Annotated in this window: 14 protein-coding genes; 10 read left to right on the forward strand and 4 right to left on the reverse strand. The window is 65.3% G+C overall.

Annotated features, from left to right (window positions below):
- Positions 1-16 precede the first annotated feature (16 nt).
- On the reverse strand, positions 17-358 hold the full coding sequence (locus D002_RS0104220; RefSeq protein ID WP_018140661.1) for a phenylpyruvate tautomerase MIF-related protein: 342 nt from the start codon (positions 356-358) through the stop codon (positions 17-19).
- 287 nt (positions 359-645) lie between these two features.
- Between D002_RS0104220 and D002_RS0104225 the strand changes: the two genes are divergently transcribed.
- The 5 genes from D002_RS0104225 (at position 646) to D002_RS0104245 (ending at position 9,855) form a co-directional block, all read left to right on the forward strand.
- The gene (locus D002_RS0104225) at positions 646-1,671 is read left to right on the forward strand and encodes an efflux RND transporter periplasmic adaptor subunit (protein ID WP_018140662.1); all 1,026 of its coding nucleotides are present in this window, start codon (positions 646-648) and stop codon (positions 1,669-1,671) included.
- A complete protein-coding gene (locus tag D002_RS0104230; RefSeq protein ID WP_018140663.1) occupies positions 1,668-4,979 on the forward strand; it encodes an efflux RND transporter permease subunit in 3,312 nt (1,103 codons plus the stop codon). The genes D002_RS0104225 and D002_RS0104230 overlap by 4 nt, the downstream gene beginning before the upstream one ends.
- Before the next feature lie 582 nt (positions 4,980-5,561).
- On the forward strand, positions 5,562-5,780 hold the full coding sequence (locus D002_RS0104235) for a hypothetical protein (RefSeq protein ID WP_012981920.1): 219 nt from the start codon (positions 5,562-5,564) through the stop codon (positions 5,778-5,780).
- Between the two features lie 27 nt (positions 5,781-5,807).
- Positions 5,808-6,014, forward strand: coding sequence for a hypothetical protein (locus tag D002_RS0104240; RefSeq protein WP_018140664.1), 207 nt, complete (start codon positions 5,808-5,810; stop codon positions 6,012-6,014).
- A gap of 4 nt (positions 6,015-6,018) precedes the next feature.
- A complete protein-coding gene (locus D002_RS0104245; protein ID WP_018140665.1) occupies positions 6,019-9,855 on the forward strand; it encodes a PAS domain-containing protein in 3,837 nt (1,278 codons plus the stop codon).
- Positions 9,856-9,889: 34 nt separating this feature from the next.
- On the opposite strand, the gene D002_RS0104250 is transcribed toward D002_RS0104245, so the two are convergent.
- From D002_RS0104250 to D002_RS0104260, 3 genes are read right to left on the reverse strand one after another with little or no spacing between them, the layout of a single operon-like run.
- Positions 9,890-11,272: a nucleoside recognition domain-containing protein gene (locus tag D002_RS0104250; protein WP_018140666.1), complete on the reverse strand. Its 1,383-nt coding sequence runs from the start codon at positions 11,270-11,272 to the stop codon at positions 9,890-9,892.
- 19 nt (positions 11,273-11,291) lie between these two features.
- On the reverse strand, positions 11,292-12,146 hold the full coding sequence (locus tag D002_RS0104255) for an SDR family oxidoreductase (RefSeq protein ID WP_018140667.1): 855 nt from the start codon (positions 12,144-12,146) through the stop codon (positions 11,292-11,294).
- 10 nt (positions 12,147-12,156) lie between these two features.
- Positions 12,157-12,534 carry a DsrE family protein gene (locus tag D002_RS0104260; protein WP_018140668.1) on the reverse strand — a complete coding sequence of 126 codons (378 nt, stop codon included), beginning with the start codon at positions 12,532-12,534 and terminating at the stop codon, positions 12,157-12,159.
- Positions 12,535-12,689: 155 nt separating this feature from the next.
- Between D002_RS0104260 and D002_RS0104265 the strand changes: the two genes are divergently transcribed.
- From D002_RS0104265 to D002_RS0104285, 5 genes are all read left to right on the forward strand, one after another.
- Positions 12,690-13,010 (forward strand): FmdB family zinc ribbon protein, encoded by a 321-nt coding sequence (locus D002_RS0104265; protein WP_018140669.1) that lies wholly within the window; start codon positions 12,690-12,692, stop codon positions 13,008-13,010.
- Positions 13,011-13,013: 3 nt separating this feature from the next.
- The gene (locus D002_RS0104270) at positions 13,014-13,664 is read left to right on the forward strand and encodes a DUF502 domain-containing protein (protein WP_018140670.1); all 651 of its coding nucleotides are present in this window, start codon (positions 13,014-13,016) and stop codon (positions 13,662-13,664) included.
- Between the two features lie 103 nt (positions 13,665-13,767).
- Complete coding sequence (gene aspS, locus D002_RS0104275; protein WP_018140671.1) at positions 13,768-15,552, forward strand: aspartate--tRNA ligase; 1,785 nt, start codon at positions 13,768-13,770, stop codon at positions 15,550-15,552.
- Positions 15,553-15,573: 21 nt separating this feature from the next.
- On the forward strand, positions 15,574-16,203 hold the full coding sequence (locus tag D002_RS0104280; protein ID WP_018140672.1) for a triacylglycerol lipase: 630 nt from the start codon (positions 15,574-15,576) through the stop codon (positions 16,201-16,203).
- A gap of 162 nt (positions 16,204-16,365) precedes the next feature.
- Positions 16,366-17,106: a YebC/PmpR family DNA-binding transcriptional regulator gene (locus D002_RS0104285; protein WP_018140673.1), complete on the forward strand. Its 741-nt coding sequence runs from the start codon at positions 16,366-16,368 to the stop codon at positions 17,104-17,106.
- Positions 17,107-17,136 lie beyond the last annotated feature (30 nt).

Consider the following 17,136-nt stretch of genomic DNA (forward strand, 5'->3'; position numbering starts at 1 on the left):
GTCGTACTTGGAACGTTCAGAAGGTGGTGCTGTTGGTGCCCCAGAAATGGCGCGGGGCGTCGGCGAACTCGATGTACACACGGGCCGGGTCCAGGCCCAGCTCCGTCTGCAGGCTGTCACACAGCTTGCGCGACAGCTCGCGAGTCAGGCCCTCGGGCAGACCGATGCTCTTCAGCTCGCAGTAGGCGAGGGGGTCAGTGCTGCCGCCGAAGCACATCGCGGGGTTGTGCGTGCAGGCCACCATCACGTAGCCCTCCGGCTTGCCCAGCCAGTCCGCGACTTGAGCGGAGAGGCGGGTGCACAGTCCTGCGGTGTCGTCGGGCAGGTCGGTGTTGGTCTCGACTCGCAGCAGCGGCATGAGGTCCTCCGGGGCGTTCATGGCTTGGGAACGGTGGCTATGATACGGGGAGCGCGGGAGGCGTGCAGCGGTGCGGCTTCCGGTGGCGCGCGTGAAACTCGAGCGTGCATCGCTATACTCGCTGCGAGGGCGCTATTCTGGATCCGCGGAAGGATTCCGCATTGCGTTCATTATCAGGAAGTAATAAATTAGCAAAAGCTAATATATGAGATCGGTAGGCGCTGGACCGCACGGGCCCCGCGTGACCGACCCCAAGCAAGGACAGACGCCTCATGACACGAATCCGGATGCGCCACACCCTGTGGGCCCTGCTACTGTTGCCGTTCTCGGCCCAGGCCGAACTGCCGTTCGAGACGGCCACTGCCGAACGTCAGACCATCACCCAGGAGCGCATTCTGGACGGCCGCGTCGAGGCCGTGCAGCGGTCGACTATCTCCGCGCAGACCTCGGGTCGCGTCCGGGAGATCTACGTGGACGTGGATGATTTCGTCGAGGCCGACGAATTGCTCGTGCGGGTCAGCGATTCCGAGCAGCAGGCCCGTGTGAGCCAGGCCGAGGGGGACTTGGCCGAGGCTCGCGCCCGCTTCAACGAGGCCCGTTCGGAATTCAACCGGATCGAGGATGTGTTCGAGCGCGGAGTCGTCTCGCGGTCCGAGTTCGAACGCGCCGAGGCCGAGCTGCAATCGGCCCGCGCGCGCTTGCGTTCGGCGGAAGGCCGGGTGGAAGAGGCCCGCGAACAACTGGGCTACACCGAGGTGTACGCGCCGTACTCCGGCATCGTGACCGAGCGTCACGTTGAGGTGGGCGAGTCCGTAAGCCCAGGTTCACCGCTGCTCTCCGGTATCAGCCTTGACCAGCTTCGGGTTGCTGTGGATGTTCCGCAGCGATTGATCCAGGGCGTGCGCGAGAAGCGCACGGCCGAGGTGCTGCTGAACGGTGACCGGGTGGCCGCCGAAAGTCTGACCATCTTCCCCTATGCCGATCCCGCCAGCTCCACCTTCCGCATCCGCGTGAACCTGCCGGAACAACAGGATCTGGGGCTGTTCCCCGGCATGTTCGTGAAGACCGCCTTTGTGATCGACGACGTCGAACGCCTGCTGGTCCCGGTGGATGCGGTTGTCTACCGCAGCGAAGTGGTGGCCGTGTATGTGGTGGACGAGGATGACCGGGTCGCTTTCCGCCAGGTTCGGGTCGGGCGTCAGCATGACGGCATGATCGAGATCCACGGTGGCCTGACCGAGGGTGAGCGTGTGGCGATGGATCCGATCCACGCGCAGATCTGGTTGAAAGAACATCAGCAGGTGAACCGATGAGCGATGCCAGCACGGACGAGGCGTCCGGTCGCATGGGAATCTCGGGACGCATTGCCAAGGCCTTCCTGACCACACAGATCACTCCCTTGCTGGCCTTGTTGGGCCTGCTGCTGGGCCTGTTCGCTATCCTGGTGACCCCGCGCGAGGAAGAGCCGCAGATCAATGTGACCATGGCCGACGTGTTCATCCCGTTCCCTGGGGCGAGCGCGCAGGAGGTGGCACAACTGGTCGCCACCCCGGCCGAGCAGGTGCTCTCCGAGATCGAGGGCATCGACGACATCTACTCCACTTCGCGCCCGAACATGGCGCAGATCACCATTCAGTTCGAGGTCGGCGAGGACCGCACCGCGGCACTAGTGCGTCTGTACAACCAGGTGTTCTCCAACCAGGACTGGTTACCCGAGGGCCTCGGGGTGGGCGAGCCGATCATCAAGCCGATGGGGATTGATGACGTCCCCATCGTGAACGTGACCCTGTGGACCGATGACCCTGAGCGGGGCGGACATGACCTGCTGCGCGTCGCCCACGGGATCGAGTCGGAGCTCAAGCGTGTGCCGGGCACCCGGGACATCTACACCGTCGGCGGGCCGGACCATGTGGTCCATGTGCGTTTCAAGCCAGAGACGCTGGCCGCCTTCAATCTTTCGGTGGACGATCTGCGTGACAGCCTGCAGGCCTCCAACTTCTCTCGAGACGCCGGACGTTTGTACCAGGACGACGAAGAGATCCTGGTCCAGGCCGGTGACTTCATCACCGAGCCAGAGGCCTTCGCAGCCCTGGTCGTCGGGCTGCACAACGATCGACCGGTCTACCTCTCGGATGTCGCCGAGGTCGTGCAAGGGCCGGCCTACGCGACCGAGCATGTGCGATTTGCCCATGGCGCTGCCGCCGGCGATCTCGCCCGGACAGGCGAAAGTCATCCGGCGGTTACCGTGGCCATTGCCAAGCAACCGGGCACCAACGCACCGGATATCGCAGACGCCCTGATCGAGCGTCTGGATCAGCTGCGCGGAACCTACATCCCCGACGGCATTGAGACCACCATTACGCGCAACTACGGCGAGACCGCTGACGACAAGGCCAACACGCTGATCCAGAAGCTGATTCTGGCATCCGCCTCGGTGGTGATCCTGGTCTGGATCGCGCTCGGCTGGCGCGAGGCCTTCATCGTCGGTGTGGCCGTGGTGATCACGCTGGCGATCACGTTGTTCGCCTCCTGGGCCTACGGCTTCACGCTTAACCGGGTGTCGCTGTTCGCGCTGATCTTCTCCATCGGGATCCTGGTGGATGACGCCATCGTGGTGGTGGAAAACATCCACCGGCATATGGTCAAGGGCGGCAAGAAATTCTTGGAATCCATCCCGCTGGCGGTGGACGAGGTGGGCGGGCCCACGATTCTGGCGACGTTTGCGGTCATCGCGGCGTTGTTGCCGATGGCCTTCGTGACTGGCCTGATGGGCCCGTACATGAGCCCAATCCCGATCAACGCCAGCATGGGGATGATCATCTCCCTGGCGGTTGCCTATGTCGTTACACCATGGCTGACCTACAAGGTCCTGCGGCGTCAGGCCGAGCAGCACGAACACGCCGCCCCTGGGGCGGTCGGCGGAAATCATGGCCACGACTCCGAAGCGGCCTCCGATGGGCTGATGAAGCTGTTCAACCGCCTGTTGCTCCCGTTCCTCGGTGATGGTCGTGGCAAGAAGATGAACCGCCTGGCGCTGTGGGCGGGAACGCTGGTGCTGATCCTGGCGTCAGTGTCGCTGGCCTACTTCCAGCTCGTGGTCATGAAGATGCTGCCGTTCGACGACAAGTCGGAGTTCCAGGTGGTGCTGGATATGCCAGAAGGCACCAGCCTGGAGCGCACTTCGCGGGTGCTGGCGGAGATGGGCGACTATCTGAAGACGGTGCCCGAGGTGCATAACGTGCAGACCTACGCGGGCACCGCGGCCCCCATCAATTTCAACGGGCTGGTGCGGCAGTACTACCTGCGCGAGGGTTCGCATGTCGGCGACATCCAGGTGAATCTGGTGGATGCCTCCGAGCGCTCGCGCCAGAGCCATGCGGTGGCGCTCGGTGTGCGCGAGGCAATCAACGAGATCGCGGATCGTCACGGTGCCGCGGTGAAGGTGGTCGAGGTGCCGCCGGGCCCGCCGGTGATGTCGCCGATCGTGGCCGAGATCTACGGTCCGGACTACGACGGCCAGATCGAGATCGCTCGCCAGGTGCGCGAGCGCTTCGAGAACACCGACGGCATTACCGATATTGACGACTCGGTGGAATATCCGGGGCAGAAGAAGATCCTGCAGGTGGACCGCGAGCGGGCCGCGCGTCTGGGCGTGTCGCAGCAGGCAGTAGTGCAGGCGATCGAGACCGCGCTGTCCGGCGAGGACGTGACCTACCTCTACGGCTCCAACGTGAAGTACGCGGTGCCCGTGCGGCTCGAGTTCGAGCAGGCCGAGAAGGGCAGTCTGGACCCGGTGCTGGGGCTCAAGGTGCGCTCGCGCGACGGCACCCTGGTGCCGCTGTCCGAGGTGGTCAATGTGGTGGACTCGACCCTTGAGCACTCGATCCATCACAAGAACCTGCTGCCGGTGGTCTACGTAATGGGCGACCTGGCCGGTGGGCTGGACAGCCCGCTGTATGGCATGTTCGACATGTTCTTCGGGCTGCGGGATCAGCCGATGGCCTATGGCGAACCGCTGGAGCAGCTGTTCATCAGTCAGCCGGACAACCCGTACAACTTCTCGTTGAAGTGGGACGGCGAATGGCAGGTGACCTACGAGACCTTCCGCGACATGGGCATTGCCTATTCCGTGGGTCTGCTCCTGATCTATCTGCTGGTGGTCGCGCAGTTCCGGTCGTACATGGTGCCGTTGATCATCATGGCGCCCATCCCGCTGACGGTGATTGGGGTGATGCCGGGGCATGCGTTCATGGACGCCTTCTTCATGGATGCCAAGTTCACCGCGACCTCGATGATCGGGATGATCGCTTTGGCCGGGATCATTGTCCGCAACTCCATCCTGCTGGTGGATTTCATCAACGAGGAGATCCGCCGCGGGGTCGATGTGATCGAGGCGGTGGTGCACGCCGGCGCCGTTCGCGCCAAGCCAATCGTGCTGACCGGTCTGGCGGCGATGGTGGGTGCCGGATTCATCCTGGATGACCCGATCTTCTCCGGCCTGGCAATCTCGCTGATCTTTGGCGTGTTCGTCTCTACGCTGCTGACGCTGGTAATCATTCCGGTGCTGTACTACCTGTATGTCCGCAACCGCACCGAACTGATCCGAGCCCAGGCGGCGTAACGCCACGACCCCGTCCTAGGGAAACACTGATCAATGTACACGCTCGTGTTGGTACCCCAGGTTTTTCGAGACCAGGCGCGGTGCGCAGCCGGTAGTGGTTCTACCGGCAAGGGCCGCAACGCAGGATCGGGGAACCTGGGATGCCAACCCCGAAGGGGCTCGGCCACTTTTGCCTGCGCACGGCGTTGCGGTTCCCTTGTGCAGAATGACTGCACGGCAGTCACCGCGCCTTGTTCGCACGCAAAAGCGACTCGAGCGCGAGCGTGTGCATTGATCAGTGTTTCCCTAGCGAGGCCCTGCAAGGGGCCGTGGCACGAGCGCCGTGGCGGGCACCGTCATTGCGAGGAGCCGAAGGCGACGCGGCAACCTTCCGAAGCTGGCAGAGTGCCAGTGTCAGCGATCCGGTGGTTCCGGGCGGGGATTGCTTCGTCGCTGCGCTCCTCGCAATGACGTTGTGGGGGGCGGGCGCTGCCTCACTCCAACACGTGGGGCCTGGCAATGACGGGGTTCCGTTCCGGTGTTTTCGCCGTACGCCGGCATGCGGCTACAATCGGCGGCACTCAAACGAACCGGAGACGCTCGATGGATGTCGAGATGGGAGAAGAGGGCCTGAACGTCCTCGGGATTAGCCGTGAACAGTGTGCGACCCTGGTGGAGGTGTTGAAGGCCAGCGAAGATCAGCGTTTCATGGACGACCCCGAGCTGCGCAAACTGTTCAAACTGCTGGCCGTTCTACAGAGTGACCTGTGGGACGACATGACCGCCGGGCAGTTCGATTTTGCCCCCTACAAAAAGCAATAGCGCCGCGCGCTCGCACCGGAGCCCTCCATGCCCGACAACGAATCCCGTCGCCCGTCCAATTTTCTGATCGGCAACATCCTGCTGGGCGCCGCCGCCGTCATGTTGTTCTTTTTCGTCACCCTCTGGGAGGTGTTTGGTGTGTTCGCTCTGCTCATGTGGATGGGGCTGGCGGCCGTTGGGGTCTACTTCATCGTGAAGGACAAGGACATCAACCCGGGCGGCCCGCCGAACTGATCACGTGACACAAGCCGCACGGGGTACCCCCAGCCAGGATTACCCGCGCTCCCCGACGCTGTCGGGTCTGCGCAACGAGTTTGTCGAGACCCTCGGCGAACGCGCCGTCGGTCTGGCGCGGCTGGTGGAGCAGTTGGACGGCTCTCCCGCTGACCGCGAACGTCTGGACCGCCTGCGCCATGAGGTTCAGGCGCTGGCGCAGGCGGCCCGAGTATTCAATATCGACCTGGTGCGGGATGTGGCGGAGTCCCTGCGGGCCTCCCTCACGGGTGTGCGTCGGGCCCCTCCTGGCGCTGACCGCGATCTGATCCAGGCGGGTGTGCAACGCCTCAACTCCGGTGTGGAGGCGTTGCGCCAACGGGCCCAGCCGGCCGCTCAGGCGCGCCCGCAGCCCCAGATCACGCGCCCGGCGGATTCCCGTGTACTGGTCATCGATGATGGCGGAGAGGTGGGGGATGCCGTTGTTGGCATGCTCGATGGTCGAGGTTTCCGAGTGGTACGGAGTACCCCCGAGCCGGCGCGGGCGCCGGACGATGACCCTTTCACGGCGGTGGTTCTCTGCGCCGACGCGGTGGCGGCGGATGGCGGCGGGTTTCCCGAGCGGATCCGGGAGACTGGGTCGGGGCTCCCCTTTCTAGCCGTGGCGGGGCGCTGGAGCCCCGGGGCGAGGCTGGCATGCGTCCGTCATGGTGTGGCGCGGTGCCTGGATCATCCTCTGGCCACCGACACGCTGATCGAGCAGCTCACCCAGATTGGCGGCCTGATGGTCGAGGCCGACTATCGCGTGCTATTGGCCACGGTGGAGGCCGGGCACAAGGGGCTGCCCCAGCATCTCGAAGCGGTGGGATTCCGGGTGACGACAGCCGGTGACCCCGAAGCGGCCCGGCAGCAGCTCGACGAATCCGGGGCGGATGTACTGATCTTGGACCTGCCGGGGTTGGCGGAACCGCCGGAGTCTTTCGCGGCACTCCTGCGGACCCACGACAATGGCGGGTCCATTCCCATGCTGATGCTGACGGACGATGCCAGTGCGGTGAATCGCCTGATGACGCTGCATCCCGGCGTGATGGGCGTCTTTCTGAAGCCGGTGGAGCCGTCGCGCCTGGCCGCGGCGGTGGCGGCTCGCGGGCGCCAGCTGCGGCAGATCGATGGAGTGAGCCGATCCTATCGCGAGGCGTTGTACGAGCGCGAGCGCGAGCATCTGGCGGTCAACGAACATGCCCTGGTCAGTATCGCCGATGTCGCCGGTACCATCGTCTATGCCAACGAGCGCTTTTCACGCGTCAGCGGCTACGCCATTGACGAGCTTCTTGGGCGCAACCATCGCATCCTGAAATCCGGGCAGCATCCGCCCGAGTTCTATGCCGACTTGTGGGCCACCGTCGCCGCCGGCCACATATGGCAGGGCGAGGTCTGCAACCGTGCCAAGGATGGGGCGTTGTACTGGGTGGAGACGACCATCGTGCCGTATCTCGGCGCCAATGGGCGGCCCTACCAGTACGTCTCCATCCGCACCGAGATCACCCAAGTGAAGCACCAGGAGCATCGCCTGCGTTCCAGCCAGGTGTTCGCGAACATGGGCACCTGGGAATGGGCCCCGGGGAGCGAGGCCCTGGGCTGGTCCGAGCGCATCCCGCCATTACTCGGCTATGCGGAGGGAGAACTGGAGCCCACCGTGACCAACTTCATCCGGGCGGTGCACCCGGAAGACCGCGACCGAGTGCGCACGGCCATCGCCAGCAGTCTGCGCCGGGGTTCCTATCTCGAACTGGAGCACCGGGTGTTGTGGCCGGATGGCTCCGAACACTGGCTGCTGGAACGCGGTGACGCGGTTCGTAACGAGGCCGGCGAGGTCCTCTACATGCTGGGGGTGATGCAGGACATCACCAAGCGCAAGGCCTCCGAGCTGGCGCTGTCCGAGTTGTCCACCCGCTTGTTGGAGGCGCAGCGGCTGGCGCGCATCGGCAACTGGGAGATGGATGTTCCGACCGGTCAGCTTGTCTGGTCGCGCGTGGTCTGCGAGATCTTTGAGCTCGACCCGGGCCGCACGGTCCTGGACCGTGAGGATTACCTCGCCCTGGTGCATCCCGAAGATCGCGCGCAGGTGGCCGGCCTGCAGGATCGTCTGGCGACCCATCGTCAGCAGGAGATGGACCATCGCGTGCTGCTGGCCGATGGCCGGGTTCGTCACGTGCACGTGATCGCCACCGGGGAGTTCGATGATGCAGGCCGTCTGGTGCACGCGAGCGGGACCCTTCAGGACATCACCGAGCTACACGAGGCGCAGGAGCACCTGGCCCTGTTCCAGCGGATCTTCGAGTCCTCCGAGCAGGGGATTGCCGTGATCGACCGCCAGGGGTGTTTCGTCTACGTCAATCCCGCAGCCCTGGAGATGGTGGGTTATCGGGCAGAAGACCTTCTCGGCCATAGCTTTCGCGAGTTGGAGATGATCCCCGAGGAGAACGCCCGCGAGGCCCGCGAGATCGATCAGGTACTGGCCGAGGGTGGTGCCTGGAGCGGCCTGTTGCCCCACCGCTGTGCCAGCGGGGCGGTATTCATCACCGCCAGTACCATCGGGGTCGTGCACGATGATCGTGGGGAGCCGCAATATGGCTTCAACATCTTCAGCGATTTCACCGATGAGCTGCGCCGGCGTGCCGAGTTGCACCGCGCCCGCGAGGAGGCAGAATCGGCGAACCGGGCCAAGTCGGATTTCCTGTCCAACATGAGTCACGAGCTGCGCACGCCGATGAACGCGGTGCTGGGTTTCGCCCAGTTGCTGGAACGCGACCCCGAGCTGGGGGAGGGGCAGCGTGCCCACCTCGGCGAGATCACGCGCGCTGGACGCCATCTGCTGGAACTGATCAACGAGGTCCTGGACCTCGCGCGCATTGAGGCCGGTCGGATGCAGGTCGAGCCGGAGTCGGTGGTACTCGAAGCGCTGTTGCAGGACTGCCTCTCGCTGATGCGGCCACTGGCCGAGGAACGCGGCATCCGCATTCACCTTGAGCTCGAGGATCTGCCCACCGTTCAGGCGGATCCACGGCGATTCAAGCAGGTCGTGATCAACCTGGTCTCCAACGCGATCAAGTACAACCAGCGTGAGGGTCAGGTCTGGTTGCGTGCCCGCCCCGCCGACGGAACCGTGCGCATCGCGGTGGTGGATGATGGCCCGGGTATCTCGCCGGAGGCCCAGGAACGACTGTTCCAGCCATTCGAACGCCTCGGGGCCGACCGCGACAGCATCGAGGGCAGTGGTGTCGGCCTGGCGATTACCCGGAGTCTGGTCGAGATGATGGGCGGGCAGGTCGGCATCGAGAGTATGCCGGGACAGGGCAGCACGTTCTGGTTCGAGTTGCCGAGCACGGTCGGTGCCGCACGACCGAGTCTCGCTGCGGAATCGGCGGCATGCGTGGATGCGTTCGGCACCCCGGCCCAGACCTTGGCCCCGAGGTGTCGGGTGCTGTGTATTGATGACCACGCCGCGAATCGCCATCTGGTCGACGAGATGCTGCGCCAACACGGGGTGGCCGAATGCCGCCTGGCCGAGTCGGCTGAACAGGGACTGGATCAGGCCCTGCGCGACCCACCCGATCTGATCCTGCTGGATCTGAACCTGCCCATCATGAATGGCTTTCAGGTGATGAGTGCACTCCAGGCGGAACCTGCTCTGGCCTCGATCCCGGTGGTTGCGGTAACGGCCGACGCCACCGATGCCACCCGGGAACGGGTCGAGCAGGCTGGCTTCAGCGCACTCCTGCTCAAGCCTATTGGCGCGGGGGAGATGGCCGGGGTGCTAGCGAGGTGCCGGGGTTCGACACCCGCAGGAGACACCGAATAGCGTGCGGCTCCGCTGGCGCCACCCGCCAAGGTGGTTACAGGAACAGGAAGCCGACGATCGCGACGGCGGCGATGACGGCCACGGCATCTGCGGTCAGGGCGGCGGCCAGGGTATGGCGCACGCGCTTGATGCCAATGGCGCCGAAATACACCGCCAGTACGTAGAAGGTGGTCTCGGTGGAGCCTTGCAGGGTGGAGACCAGCAGGCCGACGTGGGTGTCCGGCCCGGTGGCCGGGTCCTGCATGATCCCGGCCATGATGCCGTAGGCCCCCGAGCCGGACAGCGGCCGCAACAGGGCCATGGGCAGGGCCTCGGCCGGTAGCCCGAACGGCGTGGTCAGCGGGCCGACCAGGCCCACGAACATCCCCAGCGCGCCGCTCTCCCGCAGCATGCCTACCGCGACCAGGATGGCCACCAGGTACGGGATGATGCGCAGTGCGACGTTAAACCCCTCCTTGGCCCCCTCGACAAACACCTCGTATACCGGAACACCGCGGATCACGCCGTAGGACAGGAAGCCGACGACCAGCCCGGGAATGATCCAGGGCGCAATCGCCTGGCCGTACACGATCGTTAGCGGGATGATCGCCAGCACACCCAGTAGGACCAGGATCGAGACCCAGGTCGGGTACCCTTCGGTGGGCACCTCGATGTTCATCGGCTGCTGCTCACCGTCTTTTTCATCAGCTCCCCTGTCGCGGATTTCGCCCGTCGAGCGATCCTGCGCTTGCGATTCGCCCAATGGGGCGTCCGTTGCTGCGCCGGTCTCCGCCGGGTCCGTTGCATTGGGGTCGATCGAACGAGTCGCGGGTGGCGGCAGGAAATAACGCTGCAGGATCAAGGCGCTGGCGATGCCGGCGATGGTCGCGAACAGGGTGGCGAACAACGTGGTCGGCAGGATCGCGGCGGGTACCTCGGAGCCCAGCGAAGCCCGCAGGGCAATGACGCCGGTCGGCAACAGGGTGATGCTGGAGGTGTTGATCGCCAGGAACAGGGCCATCGCGTTGGTGGCCGTGCCCGGGTGTGGGTTCAGCTTCTCCAGCTCCTGCATCGCGCGGATGCCGAACGGCGTGGCCGCGTTGCCAAGCCCCAGGATGTTGGCGGAGAAGTTCAGGATCATCGCGCCCATCGCCGGGTGTTCCGGCGGGACCGACGGGAACAGACGCACCATCAGCGGGCGCAGCAGGCGGGCCAGCACGGTCAGCAACCCGCCCGCTTCGGCGATCTTCATCAGCCCCAGAAACAGGGCCATGACCCCGACCAGGCCCAGGGCCAGCTCCACGGCCGAGCCGGCGGCGTCGATCGCGCCCTCGGACAGGGCCTGCATCGGTTGTTCGTCGGGATCGGTGGAGCGGATCTCGCGGATCGCGGCCGTGGCCACGGCGATCACGATCAACGCGAGAAAGATCAGATTCATGCGGGCGAGTGTGCCATGGTCAACGGTTCTCGCCGCGTGACACGCCGCGCAGGACCGTATCCATGCCACGGGCCGGCAGCAGCCACTTGAGGAAGGCGAACAGGCGGGTGGGGAAGGTCACGTGGTAGCGCACGCGGGGCCGGCGCGCCTCTAGGGCGTGAATCACGCAGCGTGCCACGGCCTCGGGGCCCAGTGTGAATGGCGCATCGGCCTCGGCGTTCGCCATGCGCGCCTCGGCGGCCCGGTAGGTCTCTTCCCAGGGGCTGTGCTGGCGCTGAATATGGTAACGAAAGGCCTTCAGCGCATTGGTGCGGAATTCGCTGCGGATGGGGCCCGGCTCGATCAGCGAGACATGGATGCCGGTCCCATGCAGCTCCTGTCGGAGGGTATCGCTCATGCCCTCGATGGCGAACTTGGAGGTCACGTAGGCGCCACGCAGACGCAGCGCGACCAGGCCGAGTACCGAGCTGTTCTGGATGATCCGACCCTCGCCGGCGCGACGCATCGCGGGCAGCACGGCGTTGGTCAGCTCCAGCCAGCCGAGGACGTTGGTCTCCAGCTGTGCGCGCAGCGTCGCGCGGTTGAGGTCCTCCACCGCCCCGGGCTGGCCGTAGGCGCCATTGTTGAATAGGGCGTACAGATGGCCATCGGTACGGTGCAGGATCTCGTTGACCGCGCTGTGGATGCTGGCGGAGTCGTCCAGGTCCAGCTGCAGGGCCTCGAAGCCGTCCTTCTTCAGCCGTGCAACATCTTCACTGCGCCGCGCGGTGGCGAACACGCGGTAGCCGCGATCGCGCAGCACCTGTGCGGTGCAGGCCCCGATGCCGCTGGAGCAGCCGGTGATCAGGACCGCGCGCTGGGAGGGTTCGCTCATCGCGGCGGGGTCAGTAGGTGAGCGTGGCAACGCCGTCTTCGACGACCTCGCCAATGAAGGCGCCGCCGCCGCGCATGCCGTCCAGCTCGGGCACTGCGTTGTCCAGGGTCAGGCCGTTCTCGTCCATGGCCCCGGCGCAGGCGTAGAAGGCGCAGCCGGCCTCGTGGGCGTCCTGCATGAAGCTGTAGACGGATTTCTCCTTGGCCTCACCGGGGTAGATCTGATCCGCCACGCCCTGCCGTAGCAGGCGAGTGGTCCCGGCGGCGAAGTAGATCTCCACCTCGAGATCCATGGCGGCGGCCACGGTGGCCTGGAAGAACGGGGCCCCCAGGGTGCCGGGTCGATCCAGGTCCAGGTTCAACAGCATGATCACGATCTTTTCGGCCATGGTTCGGTCCTTGTGCTTCGTTCTGTCGGGTATCGCGCGAATGATCGACGGTGAGGGCGATTTGCGCAAACCGTGAACATTCTGTCGGGCACTCTTTTATTCCCTGGAAACGGCCGCATAATAGCTGCCAAAGCGTGTGTTCCTGGAGACGACGGATGCCCATTTACGAATATCAGTGCAAGCAGTGCGGGGAGTTGAGCGAGATCCTGCAAAAGGTCTCCGATCCGCCGGCCACCACCTGTCCGGCCTGTGGTGCCGAGGCCCTGACCAAGCAGGTCTCGGCGGCCGGCTTCCGTTTGGCCGGCGGCGGCTGGTACGAGACCGACTTCAAGAAGGATGGCAAGCGCAATCTGAAAGAAGGCAGCAGCAGTTCGGGGACCCGTTCCAGTGGTGGCAGTTCGACAAAAGCGGAGTCCACCGGAAAGTCCGGGTCTTCCGGCAGCGCCAAGACCGGTACCGCCGCAACCGGCACCTGATCGATGCTGGTCACCCTGCGCCGCTATCTGATTGCAGGGCTGCTGGTCTGGCTGCCGCTGATCGTCACCGGCTTCATTATCAAGCTGCTGGTGGATCTGCTCGACTTCACGATCCTCCTCCTGCCGCCGGGCTGGCGCCCGGAGGCACTGCTGGGTTTTTCCATTCCCGGTGCCGGCATTGTGCTGGCGGTCATCGTCGTGCTTGTCACCGGGGTGATTGCCGCCAACATCGTGGGCAAACGACTGGTGCACATGGGCGAGTCCATCGTGCGGCGTATCCCGTTGGTCAGCTCGATCTACGGGGCGGTCAAGCAGGTGACCGAGACGGTCTTCAGTGGCGGGGGGCAGGCTTTTCGCAAAGTGGTCATGGTGGAGTACCCGCGCCGTGGCCTGTGGTCGGTGGGCTTTATGACCGGCGTCGGGATGGGGGAGTTGCAGCGCCGCACCGAACATGAAGTCATCACGGTTTTTATCCCGACGACCCCGAACCCGACCTCCGGATTCGTGATCATGGTGCCACGCGACGAAGCCGTAGAACTCGACATGACGGTGGAGGACGGGCTCAAGTTCGTGATGTCCATGGGCGTGGTCACGCCCCTGCGAAGCCCCGAGGATGCGCCCGCTCCGGTTGCGCAAGAGCAGGGCAAATCGTAAGATTTCCGCCCTTTTCACGGGCGCAGATGCGACGTTTGCCCCGTTTTCCCGACTAACCGCGTGCGACCCGGAAGCGGTCGTGCCCTTCGGCTGGAACAGCGCAATGCGAACTCATCTGTGTGGACGTGTCACCGAGAACGAACTCGACTCGGAGGTGACCCTGTGCGGCTGGGTGAACCGCCGGCGGGATCATGGCGGCGTGATCTTCGTCGACCTGCGTGACCATGCGGGCTTGGTGCAGGTGGTGTTCGACCCGGATCGCGAGGCGATCTTTGCCCGCGCCGAGCAGTTGCGCAGCGAATACGTGATCCGCATGACGGGCCGCGTGCGCCGGCGTCCCGAGGGCACCGAGAACCCGGACCTGACCACCGGCGCCGTCGAGATCCTGGGTCTGGAGCTGGAGGTCCTGAACGTCGCGAAGACTCCGCCGTTCCCGCTGGACGATGAAGACGTCGGCGAGGACACCCGCCTGCGGTATCGCTACATGGACCTGCGCCGTCCGCTGATGCAGCAACGCCTGCGTTTGCGTGCACAGGTGACCGCCGCCATGCGTCGTTTCCTCGAGGAGCGCGACTTCCTCGACCTGGAAACCCCGATGCTGACCAAGGCGACGCCGGAAGGCGCGCGCGACTACCTGGTGCCCAGCCGCACGCATCCGGGCAGCTTCTTTGCCCTGCCGCAGTCCCCGCAACTGTTCAAGCAGCTGCTGATGATGTCCGGCATGGACCGCTACTACCAGATCACCCGCTGCTTCCGCGACGAGGACCTGCGCGCTGACCGCCAGCCGGAGTTCACTCAGCTGGACATGGAGATGGCCTTCGTCGACGAGGCCGACGTGATGGATGTGACCGAGGGCCTGATCCGGCACCTGTTCCGCGAGGTGCAGGGCGTGGAGCTTCCCGATCCGTTCCCGCGCATGGCCTACGCCGAGGCGATGGCCCGCTTCGGGTCGGACAAGCCCGATCTGCGCATCCCGCTGGAGTTCACCGAGTTGACCGAGGTGATGCAGGCGGTGGAGTTCAAGGTGTTCAACGGCCCGGCGAACGACCCCGAGGGCCGCGTGGCCGCGTTGCGCGTGCCGGGCGGGGCCAAGCTCACGCGCAAGGAGATCGACGTCTACACCGAGTACGTCGGTCGCTACGGCGCGAAGGGCCTGGCCTACATCAAGGTCAACGACCCGGCGGATCTCGAGGGCGGGCTGCAGTCGCCGATCCTGAAATTCCTGCCGGAGGACGTGACCCGGCAGATCCTCGAGAAGACCGCGGCCGCCGCCGGCGACCTGATCTTCTTCGGCGCGGACAAGGCCTCGGTGGTCAACGAGGCGATCGGTGCGCTGCGCGTGAAGCTCGGCCACGACCTGGACCTGGTCGAGGCGGGCTGGCAGCCCCTGTGGGTGGTCGACTTCCCGATGTTCGAGTACGACGATGGCGACAAGCGCCTGTACGCCCTGCATCACCCGTTCACCGCCCCGGCGGTGGACAGCCCGGAGGCCCTGCGCGCCAATCCGCGCGAGGCGCTTTCGCGTGCCTACGACATGGTGCTCAACGGCACCGAGGTGGGCGGCGGCTCCATCCGTATCCACAACCCCGAGATGCAGCAGGCTGCATTCGAGGCCCTGGGCATCGGTGAAGAGGAAGCGCGCGAGAAGTTCGGCTTCCTGTTGGATGCATTGAACTTCGGCGCCCCGCCGCATGGCGGTCTGGCCTTCGGTCTCGATCGCCTGGTGATGCTGATGAGCGGTGCCCATTCCATCCGCGACGTCATGGCCTTCCCCAAGACCCAGACCGCCGCCTGCCTGCTGACCGACGCCCCGGCGCCGGTGGGCGAGAAGCAGTTGCGGGAGCTGGGTATCCGCTTGCGCCCCAGCGCCACGCAACAGGCCGAGTAAGTCCGCGCCCGGTCGCACGCGATGGCCGGCATGCGCACCAGCGTCGTCACCGTCCACGGTTGGCACATGACGGGGCTGGAGATGGCCCTGCTGCGCCGCCGCCTGCGCGCAGGTGGCCACGAGGTGTACCCGTTTCGCTATGCCTCCCGCCGGCGGACGCCGGAGCAGGCTGCCCGCGCCCTGGCCGCGTTTCTTGACGACGTTCCCGGGGACCTGGTGCACCTGGTCGCGCACAGCCTGGGCGGAGTGATCGTCCGCCACCTGTTCGAGGTCGCCCCAGTGCAGCGCCCCGGCCGTATCGTAATGCTGGGGTCGCCGCTTCAGGGCAGCCGGGTGGCCGCGCGCCTGGCGCAGAACCGGATTGGTCGCTGGTGGCTGGGCGCGGCCCTGGATCGCGGTCTCCTGGGTGGCAGCCCCATCCTGCGTGGGCGCGATATCGGCATGATTGCCGGCAGTCGCGCACGGGGCCCGGGTCCGCTGTTCACGCGGCTACCCCATCCGCATGACGGCATGGTCGCGGTGGAGGAGACCCAGGGGCCGGATGTCTTCCGCCATCTGACCCTGCCGGAATCCCACATGGGGATGCTGGTCGACCGCGCCGTTGCGCAGGAGACCCTGCATTTCCTGGAGACAGGCGAGTTCCTGCCGTAATTGGGGTCTGCGTGGCCGCGTTATCGCGCCGAGCGTGGAGACGAACGACGCCGGCGCCACTCCCATCCGTGATTAGCGCCGGCCCAGCGATTAGACTGTATGAATCTCATGGGTCCTGGCGTGCATCAGGGCCTTCAATCCAATCCAAGGAGTCGTGACCGAATGGCAGGCCACAGCAAGTGGGCGAACATCCAGCATCGCAAGAACGCCCAGGACGCCAAGCGCGGCAAACTCTTTACCAAGTTGATCCGCGAGATCACCGTCGCGGCGCGTCAGGGCGGCTCGGACCCGGAGACCAACCCGCGCCTGCGTCTGGCGACCGACAAGGCGCTGGGCGCCAACATGACCCGCGACACGATCGAACGCGCGGCTAAGCGCGGCGCCGGTGAATCCGACGGCGACAACGTCGAAGAGATCCGCTACGAGGGCTATGGTCCGGGCGGGGCAGCGGTCCTGGTCGACTGCATGACCGACAACCGCAACCGTACGGTTGCCGAGGTGCGTCATGCCTTCTCCAAGATGGGCGGCAACCTGGGGACCGACGGCTCGGTTGCCTACCTGTTCCAGAACAAGGGCGTGATTCGTTTCGCCCCCGGGCTGGACGAAGAGACCGTGATGGAGGCGGCCCTGGAGGGTGGTGCCGAGGATGTGCAGGTCGAGGATGACGGCGCGATCGAGGTGATCACCGAACCAGATACCTATCAGGACGTGCGCCAGGCCCTGCTGGATCGCGGGATGGAACCGGAGAACGCCGAAGTCACCTGGCGACCGGACACTCTGGCACCGCTGGATGCGGAGACCGCCGAGTCGGTCCTCAAGCTACTGGAAATGCTGGACGATCTCGACGACGTGCAGAACGTCTTTACCAACGCCGATTTCCCCGAAGAGGTCAGCAGTGACTGATCGCCTTCTGCGCGCGGGTCGGTAGCCGGG

It is taken from the genome of Thioalkalivibrio sp. ALJ7 (assembly GCF_000376865.1).
Taxonomy (GTDB): domain Bacteria; phylum Pseudomonadota; class Gammaproteobacteria; order Ectothiorhodospirales; family Ectothiorhodospiraceae; genus Thioalkalivibrio.

Bases quoted from the DNA above. Each gene is read 5' to 3' on its own strand.
- D002_RS0104220 (WP_018140661.1), bottom strand. From the start codon at position 358: ATGCCGCTGCTGCGAGTCGAGACCAACACCGACCTGCCCGACGACACC.
- D002_RS0104225 (WP_018140662.1), top strand. From the start codon at position 646: ATGCGCCACACCCTGTGGGCCCTGCTACTGTTGCCGTTCTCGGCCCAG.
- D002_RS0104230 (WP_018140663.1), top strand. From the start codon at position 1,668: ATGAGCGATGCCAGCACGGACGAGGCGTCCGGTCGCATGGGAATCTCG.
- D002_RS0104235 (WP_012981920.1), top strand. From the start codon at position 5,562: ATGGATGTCGAGATGGGAGAAGAGGGCCTGAACGTCCTCGGGATTAGC.
- D002_RS0104240 (WP_018140664.1), top strand. From the start codon at position 5,808: ATGCCCGACAACGAATCCCGTCGCCCGTCCAATTTTCTGATCGGCAAC.
- D002_RS0104250 (WP_018140666.1), bottom strand. From the start codon at position 11,272: ATGAATCTGATCTTTCTCGCGTTGATCGTGATCGCCGTGGCCACGGCC.
- D002_RS0104255 (WP_018140667.1), bottom strand. From the start codon at position 12,146: ATGAGCGAACCCTCCCAGCGCGCGGTCCTGATCACCGGCTGCTCCAGC.
- D002_RS0104260 (WP_018140668.1), bottom strand. From the start codon at position 12,534: ATGGCCGAAAAGATCGTGATCATGCTGTTGAACCTGGACCTGGATCGA.
- D002_RS0104265 (WP_018140669.1), top strand. From the start codon at position 12,690: ATGCCCATTTACGAATATCAGTGCAAGCAGTGCGGGGAGTTGAGCGAG.
- D002_RS0104270 (WP_018140670.1), top strand. From the start codon at position 13,014: ATGCTGGTCACCCTGCGCCGCTATCTGATTGCAGGGCTGCTGGTCTGG.
- aspS (WP_018140671.1), top strand. From the start codon at position 13,768: ATGCGAACTCATCTGTGTGGACGTGTCACCGAGAACGAACTCGACTCG.
- D002_RS0104280 (WP_018140672.1), top strand. From the start codon at position 15,574: ATGGCCGGCATGCGCACCAGCGTCGTCACCGTCCACGGTTGGCACATG.
- D002_RS0104285 (WP_018140673.1), top strand. From the start codon at position 16,366: ATGGCAGGCCACAGCAAGTGGGCGAACATCCAGCATCGCAAGAACGCC.